The following is a 16,010-nucleotide window of genomic DNA, read 5'->3' on the forward strand; positions in this document are numbered from 1 at the left end:
TCGATAAACGGCAAAACCGCAGGTCAGAGCCCTAACACCCGGGATGCAACGGGGAGCAACCTCGATGCAATCAGCAATCTGCGACACCCGGGCAGCAGTCCGCCGAATTGAGGGTCACTTCCGCACCCCAATCGTCTGACTGAAGGGCAAGACCTACGTGATCTCCCCTCGCCACTGCGCCGCCGTGCTGGCTTGCTCGCTGCTGCTCGGCATCGGACTGGTGGACTCCGCCGCTTTCGCCCAGGCGGCCGCCACCGCCAAGGCCACCACGACCACGACCACGACCACGACCACCAAGACGACCACCAAGACGACCGCCACCACGACCGTCAAGGCCGCCACCACGACGGTCACCACGCCGACCCTGGCCGGCCGTCTGGCCGCGGTGAAGTCGGCCAAGACGCTGAACTACTACCCGTCGGCCGCCGGCTGGTCGAAGATGTGGACCAGCTGGGACGCCAACAAGATCGACGCCGACCTGGCCAAGGCGGCCGCGCTCGGGGCCAACAACATCCGCATCATCATCTTCCCGACGACCTTCGGCTACCCGGCTCCGTCGGCCACCTACACCAACCGGCTCAACCAGTTCGTCACCATGGCCGGCAACCGGAACCTGACCGTGAAGTTCACCCTGTTCGACTGGTGGGACGGCTACGGCGACCTCGCGGGCAGCACCGCCTGGGCGACCACGCTGCTCAAGCCCTACCAGGACGACAAGCGCGTCATCTCGGTCGAGCTGCAGAACGAGTTCAACCCGGACAACGCGGCCGCCGTGGCCTGGGCCAAGAAGATGATCCCGGCCGTGCGCGCCGTGGTCCCGGCCATGCCGCTGACCATGTCGGTCGACGGCGGCCGGGGGGCCAAGGGCATGGCCAAGATCAAGTCGACGTTCACGGCGACCCCGATCGACTACTACGACTTCCACTTCTACGGCAACTCCGAGCGCGCCCTCGCGATGATCAACGAGGCCGAGGCCATCGTGGCCCCGGCGCCCATGGTGATCGGCGAGACCGGCTTGAGCACCCTGACCTCCACCGAGGGTGAGCAGGCGGCCTTCCTGGGCCGGGTGTTCGAGGCGGCCGAGATCGCCCAGGTGCCGGTGGCGCCGTGGACGCTGTCCGACTTCGCCGCCGGCGCGATCCCGGCCTCGCAGGTGGCCAAGCTGCCCGCGCAGTACAGCTTCGGCCTCTACCGCCTCGACGGCACCGCCAAGCCGGCCGCCGCCGTGGTCAAGGCGGGCTGGGCCAACGCGGCCATGCCGGCCAGCCTGATGGACCCGAGCTTCGAGGCGGCCGCCGGCCAGGGCCCGTGGCGCGAGTACCTGCCCGAGCTGGGCCTGGCGACCAAGACGCAGGCGGTGGCCCGCACCGGCAAGTGGTCGGTGACCATGGTCAACACCGGCAAGACGGCGGCCGGCTCGCCGTCGTACCGGGTCTCGCCGGTCACCCCGGTCAAATCGGGCCAGAAGTGGCACGCCGAGGTGTGGGCCCGCGGCAACGCGACCACCGGCACCACCCAGGTCGCGCTGAGCTGGTTCGACATCAACGACAAGTGGCTGGGCGGGGTCTCCTCGAACTGGCTGCCCAACGGCACCGTGGGCTGGACCAAGCTGGCGGTCGACGGGGTCGCCCCGGCCGGCTCGGCCAGCATGCAGGTTCACATCAAGTCGGGTGAGAACAAGGGCACGGTCTGGTTCGACGACGCGGTGATCACCGCGTCCTGAGCCACCGGCAGCACGCCCATCCGGACGAAGAGGCGCTCGAAGGCGGCCACCGATCGCTCCCACGAGGAGGGATCGGTGTGCCGCCTTCCCGTCCTGGCGGCGGCCGCGACGATCGACTGGGCCAGGGCCGCCGGCGACGCGGCCGGGGCGAAGACCGCGCCCGAGTACTCCTCGGCCGCTTCCACCAGCCCGCCCACCGCGGTGACGACGACGGGCAGGCCGTGGCTCATCGCGATGTGCAGCGGCCCGCTGGCCGAGCTGCGCCGGTACGGCAGCACGACCAGGTCGGCCGCGGCGAAGAACCCGTCCACTTCGGCGTCGGTGACGTAGCGGTTGACGAAGGTGATCCGCGCGGCGGCCGGCGACGCCGCGATCAGCTCGGCCGGCAGCGTCCACCCCTCCCACGTCTCCCCCACGACGGTGAGCTCGTAGTCCGCGGGCAGCGAGCCGAAGGCCTCGATCAGATCTTCCAGGCCCTTGTACGGACGGATGGTGCCGAAGAACAGCAAGCGCGTCGGGCCCGAGGCGGGCCGTGGGGCGGGGACGGCCCGCTCGTGGTGGTCGAACGGACCGTGCAACGCGATCTCGTCCGGGACGCCCGTCAGATCGTACGTCTGCCGCAGGGCGACCCGGTCGAACCGTGAGTGGACGATGACCCCGTCCGTGCTGCGCAGCAGCGGGCGGATCAGCTTGCGGCAGTAGAGCGAGGCCCACTTGTGCGCGGCCTCGCCGGTGTCCTGGACCTCGTGGAACTCGACCACGACCTTGACGCCGAGGAGGCGGGCGGTCAGGCACAGGACGAGGTACGAGTGCAGCACCGTCCCGGTCCACCACTGCAGCACCAGCACGTCGGGCCGGAACGAGCGCAGGAACCGCACGGCCCGGATCAGGCTGGGCACGCCCCACCAGTCGACGCCGTCGAAGACCCGCACCCCGTCGGCGTAGTCCAGGTCGTTGAGCCGCTGCCCGACCCGGCCGCGCCCGGGGTAGAGCCGGGTCGGCAGCAACTGGCGCATGAGGATCGTGCCGACCTCGTACCGGGTGGCCAGCGCGTTGCTCAGCCGGCAGGTGTAATAGCTGATCCCGGAGAGGAAGCGCCAGCCCGAGCCGACGACGACGACCCGGGTGACGTCAGGATCCGATGCACTCACGGTAGACCTCCTCGATCTGCGGGACGACGCGCGCGGCGGTGTAGTCGAGGCCGCGCTGGTGACCGGCCACCCGCAACCGGTCGGCCAGGCCGGGCTGGGTGAGCACGCGGACGATGGCGGCGGCCAGCCAGACCGGGTCGCCGACCGGCACGTGCAGGCCGGTCTCGCCGTCGCGGATCATGTCGGCCAGGCCACCGGTGCGGGACGCGATGAGCGGAGCCCCGGCCAGCAGGGCCTCGACCGCGACCTGGCCCATCGCCTCGAGCACGGACGGCACCACCCCGGCCGCGGCCCCGTGCCAGGCCGCCATCACCTCGTGGTGGGGCACGTTGTGCCGCACGATCACGCCCTCCGGCACGGGCGGGGTGTCGTGCCGGGGCGTGCCGATGCAGACCAGCGGCGGCTTGTCGTCGCCGAGCCGCCGGTACGCGTCGAAGAGCACGTCGATGCCCTTGTGCGGGCCGAGCGCGCCGACGAAGAGCAGGTACGGCCGATCGGGCAGCCAGGACGGTCGTGGGGTACGCCGGGCCAGCTCGTCGAGCCCGTCCGGGACCAGGCTGCTGATCACCTTGACCGGCAGGTCGCCCGGGACCCGGCCCTGCGCGACGGCCCGGGCCACGGCCGGCGAGATCGCGGTCAGGGCGTCGATGCCGCGGTGCCGCTGGGACCGCAGCGCCGTGGTGAGCAGGGCCGCCCGGGGCCGGCCGTACTGGCCGGAGGCGCACGGCAGACAGCGGCCGAGCCGCGGCCCGCCACAGGTGCCGCCGTTGCGGGAGAACGTCTTCTTGACGCAGGTCAGCCCGAAGTCGTGCGCGGTGTGCACGTGCGGGCGGCCGTAGCGGCCGAAGCGCAGCGGCAGGTAGCTGTACATCATCCAGTCGTGGCTGTGCACGACGTCGTACGCGCCGGTCTTCAGCAGGGACCGGATCGCCGCGGTGGTCAGCGGGTCGGGCGCGGTCGGGTGGAACGGCTTCGCGGCGTCCGCGTTCATGCCGGGCAGCACGCTGGTGGCGACGCTGCGGACCCGCTTGATCCGGACCCCGTTGACCTCCTCGTCGTGCGCCGCCCGGGGCGTGGCCAGAGTCAGCACGGTGACCTCGTGGCCGCGCCGGACCAGCTCCTCGCTGCTGGTGGCGATGCTGCGCTCAAGACCGCCGATGACCGGCGCGTACAGGTTGGACAGATGCAGGATTCTCATCTCGGCTCCCAGGGGGACGACGGTGGCGGAGGGCGTGCACGGCGACCACGACGGCGCCCGCCGACTGGCCCACCAGCCAGGCGATCCCGGCCCCCTCGATGCCGCTGCCGGGCAGCCAGAGCCAGGTCAGGGCGAGGCAGGTGGTCGCCATCAGCAGGTTGAGGCGCAGGCAGCGGCGGTATTCGCCGAGCGAGCGCCAGTGCGCCACGGCCAGGTTGGTGATCGCGTCGGGCACGGCGGCGAGCACGAGGATCCGCAGCAGCAGCTCCCCCTCGGCCGCGTAGCCGGCGCTGAACAGGCCCAGGATCAGGTCGCCGCCGGTGAACAGGGCCAGCGCCGGGAGCCCGATCACGGTCAGCACGACCAGGGCGGCCCGGGGCAGGCCGGCCGCGGCCTGGTTGCTGCGCTCGGCGTACATCGCGGAGGCGACCGCCGGCGAGACCATGAACAGCATCGAGGCGGTCATCCAGGCCACGTAGAAGTGCCCGTTGGCCTCGGCCCCGAGCCGCGCGGTGACCAGCACCGGCAGCAGCGCGCTGGGCCCGGCCTGGGCCAGATTGATCAGGTGGTGCCCGGTCGCCGAGCGGCGCACGTGCCCCAGCTCGGCCCCGATTCCGGCGCCCCGCAGCCTCGCTCCGGGTTGGAGCCGGGTCAGGCTGACAACCAGGGTGTACGCCGTGACGACCAGCGAGGGGAGGGTCCAGGCGAGCAGGACCGCCCCCGATCCGCCGACCCCGGCCCCCGTCAGGGCGGCCAGCGTCACCACCTTGCCGCCGGCCACCCCGAGGTTGCGCCCGAGCATCCCGTGGCTGGCCCGGTGGGCGATGAAGACATAGTCGAGCAGCGTCGACGCGGTCAGCGCGACCGCGGTCGCGATCAGCGCGGCCGAGCCCTCGGCGCTGGCCAGGAAGCCGAAGTTCGCATCGGCGGCGGACAGCAGGGCGGCCGCGACGAACGACGCGAGGAAGGTCGAGGCGCAGCCGACGGCCAGGCCGGCGCTCACGATCCGCGACCAGGCGGCCCGGCCGGCGCCGGGCAGCCGCTGGATGAACATGTGCCCGATGCCCAGGTTGGACACCATGCTGACGACGGTCGCGACCGAGATCAGGGCGGTCGCCGTGCCGATCGCCGGCTGCGGCAGCTGCCGCGCGGCGAGCAGCCAGTAGAGGTAGCCGAGCCCGGCCGTGCCGACCGTGCTGCCCATGATCAGTACGCTGTTGCGGGCCAGCGAGTCCCGCGCGACGGCCCTCAGCACGGGCGGGCCCCCCGCCCACTCGCCGCCGCGCCCTTCACGGCTGGGCCGGCCTTCGCCGCAGGGCCGCCCTTCACCGCAGGGCCGCGGCCGTAGAGGACAGTGCTCACTCCGCCCAGGCTCACCTCGATGCGGTGCAGGCAGGCGTCGGGCGGCGACGGGACGAAGACCTCGACGGCGCGGGTCGTGTCCGCCGCGACCCGCAGCGGGCGGGCCGAGACGAGCCGCTCGCCGACGCGCACCCGGAGCGGCTCGACCGCCGCGGGGGTGCCGGCGCTGCTCACCCGCAACGGCAGCATCAGCCCGCCGGCCGGGATCGGCACGGGGCCGGTGACGTCAGCGGCCCAGCCGTTGAGGGCGAGGCTCGTGTACCCCGGCTCGGGCGGGTGCGGCATCCGGTCGTACACCTGGACCGCCGCCACCCCCACGATCAGGGTGAGCACCCCCGGGACGGCGACCGCGACGGCCGTGCGGGCCAGACGGGGATCGTCGGCCACCCGGCCGGCCCGCTCGCGGATCAGCACCACGAGGGCCACGACCAGCACCATCACGGCCAGCCCGGCCGCGATCGACCGGGCCTGGATCGGCACCCCGGCCGCGTGCAGGCCGATCGCGGTGAACGGCAGGCTGACCAGCCCGGCCGCGGTGGCCAGGCCGAGCCGGGCCAGGGCGGGCATGGTCTCGCCGGCCAGCGCGCGCAGCCACAGCTCGCCGAGCACGAGCAGCGCCACCAGCAGGACGACCGGGAAGACCAGCGGCAGACCGCGGCCGAAGGCCAGCACCACCAACGCGGCCCCGGCCACGGCCACCAGGCGCAGGGTGGTCATCGCTGGACCTGCGCGAAGTCGAAGCGGTAGATCGCGACGTTCCCGCTGTCGTAGATCTTGATGGTCCACGGGGTGCGGTCGAACTTGGTCAGCTGACCGAGCGTGAACGCGGGCCGCCCGTCGTGCGCGATCGGCTCGTTGGTCTCGAAGTAGATCTGGATCTCCGGCACCTCCCGGGCCATCCGCTTGTCGACGATGAGGTAGCCGAACCGCCACGAGCTGAGCTGCTCGATCAGCCGGGCCGGCGGGGCCTGGCCGGGCTGCTTCAGGTAGAGCTCGTAGGTGGGGAAGCTGACCGAGCCGGTGACCGGGTTCTGCCCGCCGTACGAGCCGAAGATCAACCCGGAGTAGCGGTCGGCCACGATCCGCAGCTCGCGCCCCTGGGTGGACCGCAGCCAGGCCGAGGCGGCCCGCACCTCGGGGATCGACGAGCGGGTGTCCGAGCCGAAGGCCGGCGGCCCGGGGAAGCGGTAGGACGGGTTCATCCCGGCCGTGGTGTTGCCGACCAGCGCGATCGCGCACGCCCCGAGCAGCAGGCCGGCCACTGTTCCGCGGGCCGCCTTGGTCGAGGCACGGTCCAGCAGCGCCACGATCAGCGGCGCGACGACCAGCGCGATGCCGAGGTAGCTGAACGCCCACGACCGCCGCGCGCCCTCGGCCCCGGACGGGGTGAGGATCAGCAGCGCGGCCGGGAAGTAGAACGAGCCGAGCACGAGCATGGCCAGGGCGCCGCTGCGGGCCACCGGCTCGGAGTCGGTGCCGCGCCGCAGCCGCAGCGCGGCGAACGCCATCGCGACCGCCGCCAGGCCCTGCGCCCCGAACGCGGCCACCCGCTCCCACCAGGGGGTGATCGACGCGCGGAACAGCGTCCGGCCGCCCCCGCCGCCGTCGCCGGCCATCCCGGCGATCTGGTCGAGGGCCCGGGCCAGGTACGGGTCGAGGTAGCCGGCGGTGCGCGGGGCGACCAGGGCGAGCCAGGCCACCACGAGCGCGGCCGCGGCGAAGGTGAGCGCCCACGCGGTCATCGGCACCGCGACCGGGGTGCCCCGGCGCACGGCCCGCACGGTGACGACCAGGCAGATGATGATCATGACGGCGATCAGCGCGAGCGCGGTCAGGTGATGGGTGGCGATGGTCGCGGCCGAGAGCATCACGGTCACCGCGGCCCAGCCGGCCCGGGAGCGGCGGGCCGGCCCGCGCATGGCCCGGTGCAGCGCCACCAGCGTCCACACCATCAGGGCGATGGCCAGCGACTCGTAGCCGAACTGGGTGTCGAAGAACAGGAACGAGCTGTTCAGGCTGTAGACGATCGCGGACACGGCGGCGATCCGGCCGTCCTGCCAGATCTCCTCGGCCAGCACCATCACGCCCAGCACCACCAGCACGTGCGCGGCGGCCAGCACGAGCAGCGCCGCGTGCCAGATCGAGATGCCGGTCAGCGCGCTGACCGAGGCCACCGTCGAGTGCAGACCGGGGAAGTCGCCGACCACCTTGACGATCGGGTTCTGCTCGAAGAGGCGGCCGTCGAGCAGGATCTCCTTGCTCTGCCGCCAGTGCGCGAACTCGTCGTGGTAAAGCGGCCCGAACGGGTTGCGCAGCAGCTTGGGCAGGAACGTGAAGCCGGCGTACCCGGCCAGCACGGCGATCCGCAGCCGGGCGCCGGTCGCCCGGCGCACCGCCCAGGCCACCGCGGGCAGCGTGAAGACCAGCATGCCCAGCCAGAACAGGCCGAACCGGGAGCCGCGGTCCCACTCGGCGGCCCGGTTCGCGGCCACCAGCAGCGCCGCCCCGGCCGCCCCGGCCAGGGTCAGGGAGACGGCGCACCACAGCTCCGCCCGGCTTCTCCCCGGAGCAGGCGCCGGGCGCGTCTGCTCGTCGGATCGGGCCAGCAGGGTCAGGGTCATCGGCCGGCCTGTTGGATGACGCGGACCGGCGGGGCGACCGCGGCGTAGACCTCCCGGGTCGCCACGACGACGTCGTGCCAGGTCGGCAACGGGTTGCGGCCGTGGGTGGCCCGCTCGGCCTCGGCCGCGGTCACCAGCGCCTCGGCCAGGGCCGCCTCGTCGTCCGGGTTGACCAGCCACAGCGGCACACCCGGGCCGGCCATCGCGGCCAGCTCGCGGTGGGCCGGGATGAACGAGGCCACGGTGGGGAGGCCGGCGGTCAGCGCGTCGGCCACGGCCATCCCGAACGCCTCGTGTTCCGAGGCCGAGACCAGGGCGGCCGCGGTCGCCATCCGGGCCGCGAACGCGTCGTCGGGCAGCCGCCCGTGGAAGGCGACCCGGTGCGGGCCGAGGCCGATCCGGCGGGCCAGCTGCTCCAGCTCGTCACGGGCCGGGCCGGAGCCGACCACGTCCAGCCGGTGGTCGGCCGGCAGGTGGGCCATGGCCCGAATCACCCGGTCGACCCGTTTGTAGCGCTCGAGCCGGCCGACGCAGAGGATCGACACCCCGTCCTCGGGCTCGCCCTCGACCATCGGCGCCGGGTCGGTGCCGTTGGGCACCACCACCATGCGCTCCCGCGCCTCCGGGAAGTGGCTGACGAGCAGTTCCCGCTCGGCCCGGGTGACGCAGATGATCCGGGCCGAGCGCGCGATGATCCGGCGCCCGACCGGGCGGTAGATCGGGTGCAGCGCGGCCCGCAGACGGCTGTGCCCGGTGCCGTGGTAGTGCGGGGTGAACACCAGCGGCGTGCTGTTGGTCAGGGCGGCCGGCAGGGCGGCCAGCGCGTGATAGCTGTGCGCGTGCAACACGTCGTACCGCTCGGCATTGCGCCGCAACCACCGCCAGAGCGGAAGCGAGAAGCGGTAGTTGGCCGACGCCACCGTGAGCGGGAAGCGGCGCACCAGCACCCCGTCGATCTCCTCCTCGGAGCCGGTGGCGTGCTGGGTGAGCACCTCGATCTGATCGCCGGCGGCGACCAGGGCCGCGCAGAGCCGGCGCGCGTGGGTCTCCACCCCGCCGATGTCGGGGTGGTAGGCGTTCGTGACGACGCCGATCCTCACCGCGCGCGCTCCGGCGCCCGCCGGGCCCCGGTCGCACGCCGGCGCGGCCACTCGCGGGCGATGGTGCGCAGCACGCGCAGGCCGTCGGTGAGCGCGTTCAGGTTGCTCTCGCCGTGGATGCGCTGCTGCTCGAAGCTGGGCACCTCGACGATGCGCAGGCGGGCCCGGGCCGCGCGCAGGTTGAGCAGGGTCTCGATCTCGAAGCCGTCGCCCCACAACCGGCCGTCGCGGCTCTTGACCGGCACCGGGCTCGTGCTGTCCAGGTCGAAGACGTCCAGGCAGCGCGACCAGAAGGCGTTGTAGCCGTAGCAGAGGTCGCTGTACCGGGTCCGGAACAGCACGTTGACCATCAGGCTCAGGCACCGGTTGCCCAGGCTGCGCAGGCGGGTGATGTCGGCGCTGCCGCCGCCGCTGCTGAAGCGCGAGCCCTTGGCGAAGTCGGCCCCGGAGCGCAGCGCGGCGATGAAGGCCGGGATCTCCTTGGGATCGGTCGACCCGTCGGCGTCGATCATGACGATGATGTCGCCCGTGGCAGCGGCGAAACCGCAGGCCAGGGCGTTGCCCTTGCCCTTGCGGTTCTGGGTCACGATGCGGATGCCGGGCATCAGCCGGCGCGCGGTGGCCACGGTGTCGTCGGTCGACCCGCCGTCGACCAGGATCACCTCGTCGACCTCGGGCAGCCGGGCCATCACGTGGGGCAGGTTCCGGGCCTCGTTCAGGGCGGGGATGATGACGCTGACCAGGGGCTCACTCGCAGGCACGACCACCGGCGGCGGCAGCTCGGTTCCCGTCCCGGCCTCGGGGCGGACGTAGGGGACCGTCGACATGTCTGTTCTCCAAGGGTCGGTGGTACTTGCCTGGCGCACCGGCGCCGCCTTTCACGCCCGGCGGCACCGGCGCTCGTGTTTTTGTTCAGGCCCCTGAACCGTCGAGGGACCAGCTGTAGACGTCCTGCTTGGACAGGGCCGTGCCGGTGCCGGCGGTGAAGCCGACCCAGGCCTCGGAGTCCTCGACCTCGTCGGCCAGGTTCACTTCCTGCTCGAGCGCCAGCTGCTCCTCGGCGCCCGCGCTCAGCGACTTGACGTAGACCTGCAGCAGCGACTCGTCGGCGTCGTAGACGACCCGGGCCGCGAACGGCTTGCCGAACAGCGGGATCCCCGACTCGGCCGTACCGGCCTGGTGGTCGGGGTTGCCGCCCAGCACGACGGCCAGGTGGTTGCTGCTCGGGTCGTTCGTGTTCTGCCAGGTGTCGAACTCGACGGCGACGCTGGGCCGGATGCCGCGGTAACCGAGGCCACCGCCCCAGCCGCCGAGGGCGCGCGGCCCCTTCGACTGCACGACGAAGGCGATGCCGTCCGCGCCGGGCCGGCCGTGGTGCAGGTAGACCTTGAAGGTCGACTCGAACGACTGCGAGACGTCCAGCTTCGTGGTCGACCAGGCCGAGCCCATCTGGTTGAAACCGCCGGCGGTGAGCCGGAGCACCCGCTGGTCGACGCGGCTGCCGGACGACCAGATCAGGTCGGCGCTGCCGTTGCGGTCGAGCGAGGTCGACGCGCCCTTGAAGGTCGGATAGTCGATGAGCGGGTCGTCGGCGGCCGCCGAGGCCCCCGTCGGGGACAGGGCAGCCGCTATCGACAACGCGAAGGCGGCGACCGACCCTCCCCGAACGACTCTCGTGGAACGTGAAGAAGACACGGTTCTGCGCTCCAAATCGGATGATTTGCCCCAAGTGGGACGTGGCCACGGTAGGTCAGCACACCCGGCCGCGTGAGCGAGTCCTTGCTATTTGTCCCTAATGGGAGGCGATCGGGCGATTACCTCCCGTCGCCCCGCACCGGTGTGATGCCGCCGCCTCTACGATCGGCCGGTGCCCCGCTTCGCGTTTCTGGACGCGCCCACGCCGCTCGCCTTCGCCCATCAGGGCGGCGCCGCCGAGGGCGACGAGAACACGGCCGAGGCTTTCGCGCGTGCGGTCGCCCTCGGCTACCACTACGTGGAGACGGACGTGCACGCCACCACCGACGGCGTCCCCGTCGTCTTCCACGACGCGTCCCTGCTCCGCCTGACCGGCACGACCGGCCGGATCGCCGCGCTGACCTGGTCCGATCTCCGCACCGTGCGGATCGGCGGGGCGGCCGCCATCCCCCGCCTCGACGAGATCCTCGACGCCTGGCCCACCATCCGCTTCAACATCGACGTCAAGGCCGACGCCGGCGCCGAACCCACGGTGAGCGCCATCCAGCGCGCGGACGCCACCGACCGCGTCCTGCTCGCCGCGTTCAGCGACCGCCGCCTGGCCCGGCTGCGCTCCCTGGCCGGTCCCGGAGTGGCCACCTCGATGGGTCCCGCTGCGGTGGTCCGCCTGCGCTTGGCGTCGTTGCTGGGTGTGCGCCCGAAGCTGCACCCGTCGATCGCGGCCGCCCAGGTTCCCGTGCGGCAGGGCCCGGTGACCGTGGTCGACCGCCGGTTCCTGACCCTGGCCCACCGGCTGGGCCTGCAGGTGCACGTGTGGACGGTCGACGATCCGGCCGAGATCGACCGGTTGCTCGACCTCGGCGTGGACGGCATCATGACCGACCGCCTGGAAATCCTGCGCGCCGTTTATCAGGCTCGCGGTTTCTGGCCCCCGAAAGAGCCATTCGAATGACATTCCAAGCGGGCTTTAAGGTTCGTGCTCTACATTGTGAGGCGCGGCGGAGCCGCCCAGTGACTCTCGGCTATCCCCGCAGGTAGACGAATTTTCTTGTGATCTTGTTGAACTCTCGACATCATCCGTTCGGATGATGCCAGGGGATCGAGATCCGGCCCATATTTTTTCTTTAAGTTTGGGCTAAGAATTCATCAAGTTCGCTGGCGGAATTGCATTTGGGCGGGCGTCCTCTTACCGTCTGGGAGCCGGTTGCATTGTGGCCGGGCTGAATTCCTGGAAGATGAGGTATCGCGCATGCGTAGGTCTGCTTACCGCCGTGCGGCCGCCACGCCGTCGGGACGCAACCGGCGACTCTTCGCGGTCGGCGCGGTCATCACCGCCGCCGGCGCGGCGATCGCGTTCGCCCAGATCGGTAACGCCGCCACCAACGACCGGCCCGAGGGCAGTGGCGCCGGCAAGGTGGTCAACGGCCAGGTGATCCTCACCGACACGTGCGTCGACAGCAACCTGCCCCCGCACGACGGCTTCCAGAACGGCAACCGGTGCGTCTCCACCGAGTTCGGCGAGGTCGGCGAGGCCGCGAACAACCCGTCGCTGCTGATCACCGACTCGCCCCAGCAGGTCGCGCCGAACACCCCCTTCACTCTCAAGATCAGCACCCGCAACCTGATCCGCGATCGCTTCCTCGCGGCCGGCAAGGGCGGGTACTACGTGGAGAGTTCGGTTCTGAAGGACGGCCTGGTCCGCGGCCACTTCCACACCGCGTGCCGAATGCTCGAGAACACCAACGCGGCCCCCGCGCCGGACCCGGTCCCCGCGTTCTTCGTGGCCACCGAGGACAGCAAGGGCAGCGCCACGCCGGACGAGGTGTCGATCACCGTGCCGGGTGTGCCGACCGAGGGCACCGCGCAGTGCGCCTCCTGGGCCGGTGACGGCTCGCACCGCGTGCCGATGATGGTCCGCGCCAACCAGACCCCGGCCATCGACGCCGTCCGCATCACCGTCCGCAACGGCGCCGGCAACGGCGGTGGCAACAACGGCGGGAACAACGGCGGTGGCAACAACGGCGGTGGCAACAACGGCGGTGGCAACAACGGCGGTGGCAACAACGGCGGTGGCAACAACGGCGGTGGCAACACTGGCGGTGGCAACACTGGTGGAGGCAACAACGGCGGTGGCAACACTGGTGGAGGCAACAACGGCGGTGGCAACACTGGCGGTGGCAACAACGGCGGCGGCAACGGCACCAACGGCGGCGGCGTGACGCCGACCAAGCCGCCCACCAAGGCCCCGACGCAGGCCCCGCCCGGCACCCCGGCCGACACCAAGGACGACTTCACCCCGGACCCGACGACGCCGGCCACCAAGCCGACCACGAAGGCCCCGGCCAAGCCGGCCACCACGACCAAGCCCGCCACCGCGTCCGGCGGCAACGAGGACAGCGACGACACCGACAGCGGCGACACCAGCACCGACGCCGACACCGAGAGCGGCCGCAACAACTCGTCGGAGCAGGACGCCGAGGCCCCGGCCCAGGAGCCGACGACCAAGGCCCCGAAGCCGAAGGCCAGCAGCAGCGCGGCCGCGGCGGCCGGCGGCAACGACTACACCTACTCCAACGGCGACGACGGCCAGTTCAACTCGGGCAACAAGGCCCCGGTGGCCGACCAGGTGGCGCAGGTCCAGGCGGACAGCGCGGCCACCAAGGACGAGGGCGGCCTGCTCGCCCTGACCGGCAGCAACACCTTCGCGGCGGTCGCCGGCGCGGCGGTCATGCTCCTGGTCGGCATGGCGATCATGGCGTTCACCCGCCGTCGCCGCCCGGGCAGCACTTGGGAGTGACCCGGCAGCAGTAGCGAGAAAGGCGGCCCGCCAAGCGCGGGCCGCCTTTTTATGCGTCTGGCCGGAAAACCGAAGCGGGCCGGGATCGGGGTCTACCGGCCGAGAAACTGAGGGTAGCCTTACCAACCGGACGCCCAAGGAAGAGGTTCAGCATGGCGAACAGGCCGGCACGCGCGGCGACCGAGGCGGTCGTCACCCGGGTGGAGCAGCTCACCCCGCACATGGTCCGGGTCGTGGTGGGCGGCGACGCGCTCCGCGCCATCGACGCGAGCACCTGCACCGACCACTACGTGAAGGTGCTCTTCCCGCAGGACGGCGTGGCCTATCCCGAGCCGTTCGACATGGGCGCGATCCGCGAGAGCTTCCCGCGCGAGCAGTGGCCGGTCGTCCGGACGTACACGATCCGCAAGTGGCTGCCCGAGGTCCCCGAGATGTGGGTCGACTTCGTGGTGCACGGCGACGAGGGCGTGGCCGGGCCGTGGGCCGTGCAGGCCCAGCCCGGCGACCCGTTCCGGTTCATGGGTCCCGGTGGTGGCTACTCGCCCGGCGCCGACGCCGGGTGGCACCTGCTGGCCGGCGACGAGAGCGCCCTGCCGGCCATCGCGGCCGCCCTCGAGGGCATGCCGGCCGGCGCCCGGGTGGCCGCGTTCATCGAGGTCGAGGGTCCCGACGAGGAGCAGAAGATCGAGACCCACGCCGAGATCACCTGGCTCCACCGAGGCGACCGCGCCCCCGGCGAGCTGCTGGTCCAGGCCGTACGAGGCCTCGAGTTCCCCGGCGACGACGTGCAGGCGTTCGTCCACGGCGAGGCCACCTTCGTCAAGGAGCTGCGCCGCTACCTCAAGGTCGAGCGGGGCATCGGCATGGACCGGCTCTCCATCTCGGGCTACTGGCGCCGCGGCCTGAACGAGGACGGCTGGCAGTCCTCCAAGCGCGAGTGGAACCAGCAGGTGGAACAGGAGCAGGACCGCGCGTAAGGCGTTCCACCCGGCGGTCGATGATGGGTAAGTGGTGACCGCCGAACAAGACCTGACACGCAACCCCGTCAAGAGCCGCCTGATCGCCGTGGCCGCGCTGCTGCTGGCCGCCGTCAACCTGCGGCTGGCCGTCACCAGCGTCGGCCCGGTGCTCAGCGAGATCCGCTCCGGGCTGGGCATGAGCTCGAGCGTGGCCGGCCTGCTCACCTCGGTGCCCGCGGTCTGCTTCGCCGGCGTCGGCTTCCTGGCTCCGCGGCTGGCCCGCCGTTTCGGCCCGGCCCGGGTGATCCTGGCCGGCATGGTGGTGCTCGCGGCCGGGCTCGCAGTACGGCCGTACGCCCCCGGCACTGCCCTGTTCCTGCTGCTGAGCCTGGTCGCGCTGGCCGGCATCGCGGTGGTCAACGTGCTGCTGCCCTCGGTCGTCAAGGCGTACTTCCCGGACCGGGTCGGCACGATGACCGGCCTCTACACGGTCTCGCTGAACATCGGCGCCACCGTGGCCGCCGCGACCACCGTCCCGCTCACCACGAACGCCTTCGGCGACGACTGGCGCCTCGGGCTGGCGTGCTGGGCCGTGGTGGCCGTCCTCGCCGTACCGGCCTGGCTGCCGCTGGCCCGGCAGCCCTTCACCCGGGACCCCGAGGTTCCTAAGGCCGAGGCCGTACGGGTGACACGGCACCCGGTGGCGTGGGCCCTGGCCGTGTATTTCGGCATGCAGTCGACCTCGGCCTACGTCATCATCGGCTGGCTTCCCCAGATCTACCGCGACGCCGGCATCTCGGCCGAACGCGCCGGCGTCTATTTCGCCGTGACGTCGTTCTTGGGCGTACCCCTGGGCTTCGTCCTGTCAGCCCTGGCCGGCCGGGTCCGCAGCCAGAGCTGGATCGCCGTCTTCCTGGGCCTGTTCGGCCTGGCCGGCTACGGCGGCCTGTGGTGGGACCCCGCCGCCGCCTCCCTGCTCTGGGCCATCCTGCTGGGCATCGTGAACACGGCTTTCCCCCTGGTCCTCACCATGATCGCCCTCCGCGGCCGCACCCCTGCCACGGTGGTCAAGCTCTCCGCCTTCGCCCAGAGCACCGGCTATCTTCTCGCCATCCCCGGCCCCATCCTGGTCGGCATCCTCCACGACCACACGAACGGCTGGCGAGCCCCGCTGACCTTCGTCCTCGCCCTGATGATCCCCCAGATAATCGCCGGCTTCTTCGCCGGCCGAAACCGCCAAATCTGACCCCACCTCTCCGCAGCCCTCACCCCCGCCCCTCGCCCCCACGGCTCCCGGCCTCGCCGTCCTCGCCCTCACCCCCGCAGCCCTCACCTCGCGCCCTCACCCCCGCAGCCCTCACCTCGCGCCCTCACCCCCGCAGCCCTCACCTCGCGCCCTCACCC

At 72.0% G+C, this 16,010-nt stretch carries 12 protein-coding genes and 1 pseudogene; 5 read left to right on the forward strand and 8 right to left on the reverse strand.

Translation table 11 applies throughout. The annotated features are described in order from the left end of the window. Window positions 1-157 precede the first annotated feature (157 nt). Window positions 158-1,723: a glycosyl hydrolase gene (locus AB0J66_RS17540; protein WP_364661153.1), complete on the forward strand. Its 1,566-nt coding sequence runs from the start codon at window positions 158-160 to the stop codon at window positions 1,721-1,723. On the opposite strand, the gene AB0J66_RS17545 is transcribed toward AB0J66_RS17540, so the two are convergent. The 8 genes from AB0J66_RS17545 to AB0J66_RS17580 form a co-directional block, all read right to left on the reverse strand. Next, window positions 1,657-2,874: a glycosyltransferase gene (locus AB0J66_RS17545; protein WP_364661156.1), complete on the reverse strand. Its 1,218-nt coding sequence runs from the start codon at window positions 2,872-2,874 to the stop codon at window positions 1,657-1,659. The two genes, AB0J66_RS17540 and AB0J66_RS17545, sit on opposite strands and share 67 nt — an antisense overlap. Next, a complete protein-coding gene (locus AB0J66_RS17550; RefSeq protein WP_364661159.1) occupies window positions 2,855-4,072 on the reverse strand; it encodes a glycosyltransferase family 4 protein in 1,218 nt (405 codons plus the stop codon). Before AB0J66_RS17550 ends, AB0J66_RS17545 begins: the two co-directional genes overlap by 20 nt. Next, window positions 4,020-5,327, reverse strand: a complete 1,308-nt coding sequence (locus AB0J66_RS17555; protein WP_364661162.1) for a sugar transporter — start codon at window positions 5,325-5,327, stop codon at window positions 4,020-4,022. The genes AB0J66_RS17550 and AB0J66_RS17555 overlap by 53 nt, the downstream gene beginning before the upstream one ends. After that, window positions 5,321-6,151: a hypothetical protein gene (locus tag AB0J66_RS17560; protein ID WP_364661164.1), complete on the reverse strand. Its 831-nt coding sequence runs from the start codon at window positions 6,149-6,151 to the stop codon at window positions 5,321-5,323. The genes AB0J66_RS17555 and AB0J66_RS17560 overlap by 7 nt, the downstream gene beginning before the upstream one ends. Continuing rightward, a complete protein-coding gene (locus AB0J66_RS17565) occupies window positions 6,148-8,055 on the reverse strand; it encodes a hypothetical protein (protein ID WP_364661167.1) in 1,908 nt (635 codons plus the stop codon). Before AB0J66_RS17565 ends, AB0J66_RS17560 begins: the two co-directional genes overlap by 4 nt. Beyond that, window positions 8,052-9,155 (reverse strand): glycosyltransferase family 4 protein, encoded by a 1,104-nt coding sequence (locus AB0J66_RS17570; RefSeq protein ID WP_364661170.1) that lies wholly within the window; start codon window positions 9,153-9,155, stop codon window positions 8,052-8,054. The genes AB0J66_RS17565 and AB0J66_RS17570 overlap by 4 nt, the downstream gene beginning before the upstream one ends. Continuing rightward, window positions 9,152-9,982, reverse strand: coding sequence for a glycosyltransferase family 2 protein (locus AB0J66_RS17575; RefSeq protein ID WP_364661172.1), 831 nt, complete (start codon window positions 9,980-9,982; stop codon window positions 9,152-9,154). The genes AB0J66_RS17570 and AB0J66_RS17575 overlap by 4 nt, the downstream gene beginning before the upstream one ends. 85 nt (window positions 9,983-10,067) lie before the next feature. After that, on the reverse strand, window positions 10,068-10,850 hold the full coding sequence (locus tag AB0J66_RS17580) for an L-type lectin-domain containing protein (RefSeq protein ID WP_364661174.1): 783 nt from the start codon (window positions 10,848-10,850) through the stop codon (window positions 10,068-10,070). Between the two features lie 172 nt (window positions 10,851-11,022). On the opposite strand from AB0J66_RS17580, the gene AB0J66_RS17585 reads away from it, so the two are divergent. The 4 genes and pseudogenes from AB0J66_RS17585 to AB0J66_RS17600 all read left to right on the forward strand — a co-directional run bounded on the left by AB0J66_RS17585 (window position 11,023) and on the right by AB0J66_RS17600 (window position 15,852). Beyond that, a complete protein-coding gene (locus AB0J66_RS17585) occupies window positions 11,023-11,802 on the forward strand; it encodes a glycerophosphodiester phosphodiesterase (protein ID WP_364661177.1) in 780 nt (259 codons plus the stop codon). Window positions 11,803-12,282: 480 nt separating this feature from the next. Next, window positions 12,283-12,813: pseudogene (locus tag AB0J66_RS17590) on the forward strand (hypothetical protein); the annotation flags it as partial. 986 nt (window positions 12,814-13,799) lie between these two features. Then, a complete protein-coding gene (locus tag AB0J66_RS17595; RefSeq protein WP_364661179.1) occupies window positions 13,800-14,624 on the forward strand; it encodes a siderophore-interacting protein in 825 nt (274 codons plus the stop codon). A 34-nt stretch (window positions 14,625-14,658) separates the two neighbouring features. Next, on the forward strand, window positions 14,659-15,852 hold the full coding sequence (locus tag AB0J66_RS17600) for an MFS transporter (protein ID WP_364661182.1): 1,194 nt from the start codon (window positions 14,659-14,661) through the stop codon (window positions 15,850-15,852). The last annotated feature ends 158 nt before the right edge of the window (window positions 15,853-16,010 follow it).

The sequence above is a fragment of the Actinoplanes sp. NPDC049598 genome (genome assembly GCF_040675435.1).
Lineage (GTDB): Bacteria > Actinomycetota > Actinomycetes > Mycobacteriales > Micromonosporaceae > Actinoplanes.

Bases quoted from the DNA above. Each gene is read 5' to 3' on its own strand.
- AB0J66_RS17550 (WP_364661159.1), bottom strand. From the start codon at position 4,072: ATGAGAATCCTGCATCTGTCCAACCTGTACGCGCCGGTCATCGGCGGT.
- AB0J66_RS17560 (WP_364661164.1), bottom strand. From the start codon at position 6,151: ATGACCACCCTGCGCCTGGTGGCCGTGGCCGGGGCCGCGTTGGTGGTG.
- AB0J66_RS17565 (WP_364661167.1), bottom strand. From the start codon at position 8,055: ATGACCCTGACCCTGCTGGCCCGATCCGACGAGCAGACGCGCCCGGCG.
- AB0J66_RS17575 (WP_364661172.1), bottom strand. From the start codon at position 9,982: ATGTCGACGGTCCCCTACGTCCGCCCCGAGGCCGGGACGGGAACCGAG.
- AB0J66_RS17595 (WP_364661179.1), top strand. From the start codon at position 13,800: ATGGCGAACAGGCCGGCACGCGCGGCGACCGAGGCGGTCGTCACCCGG.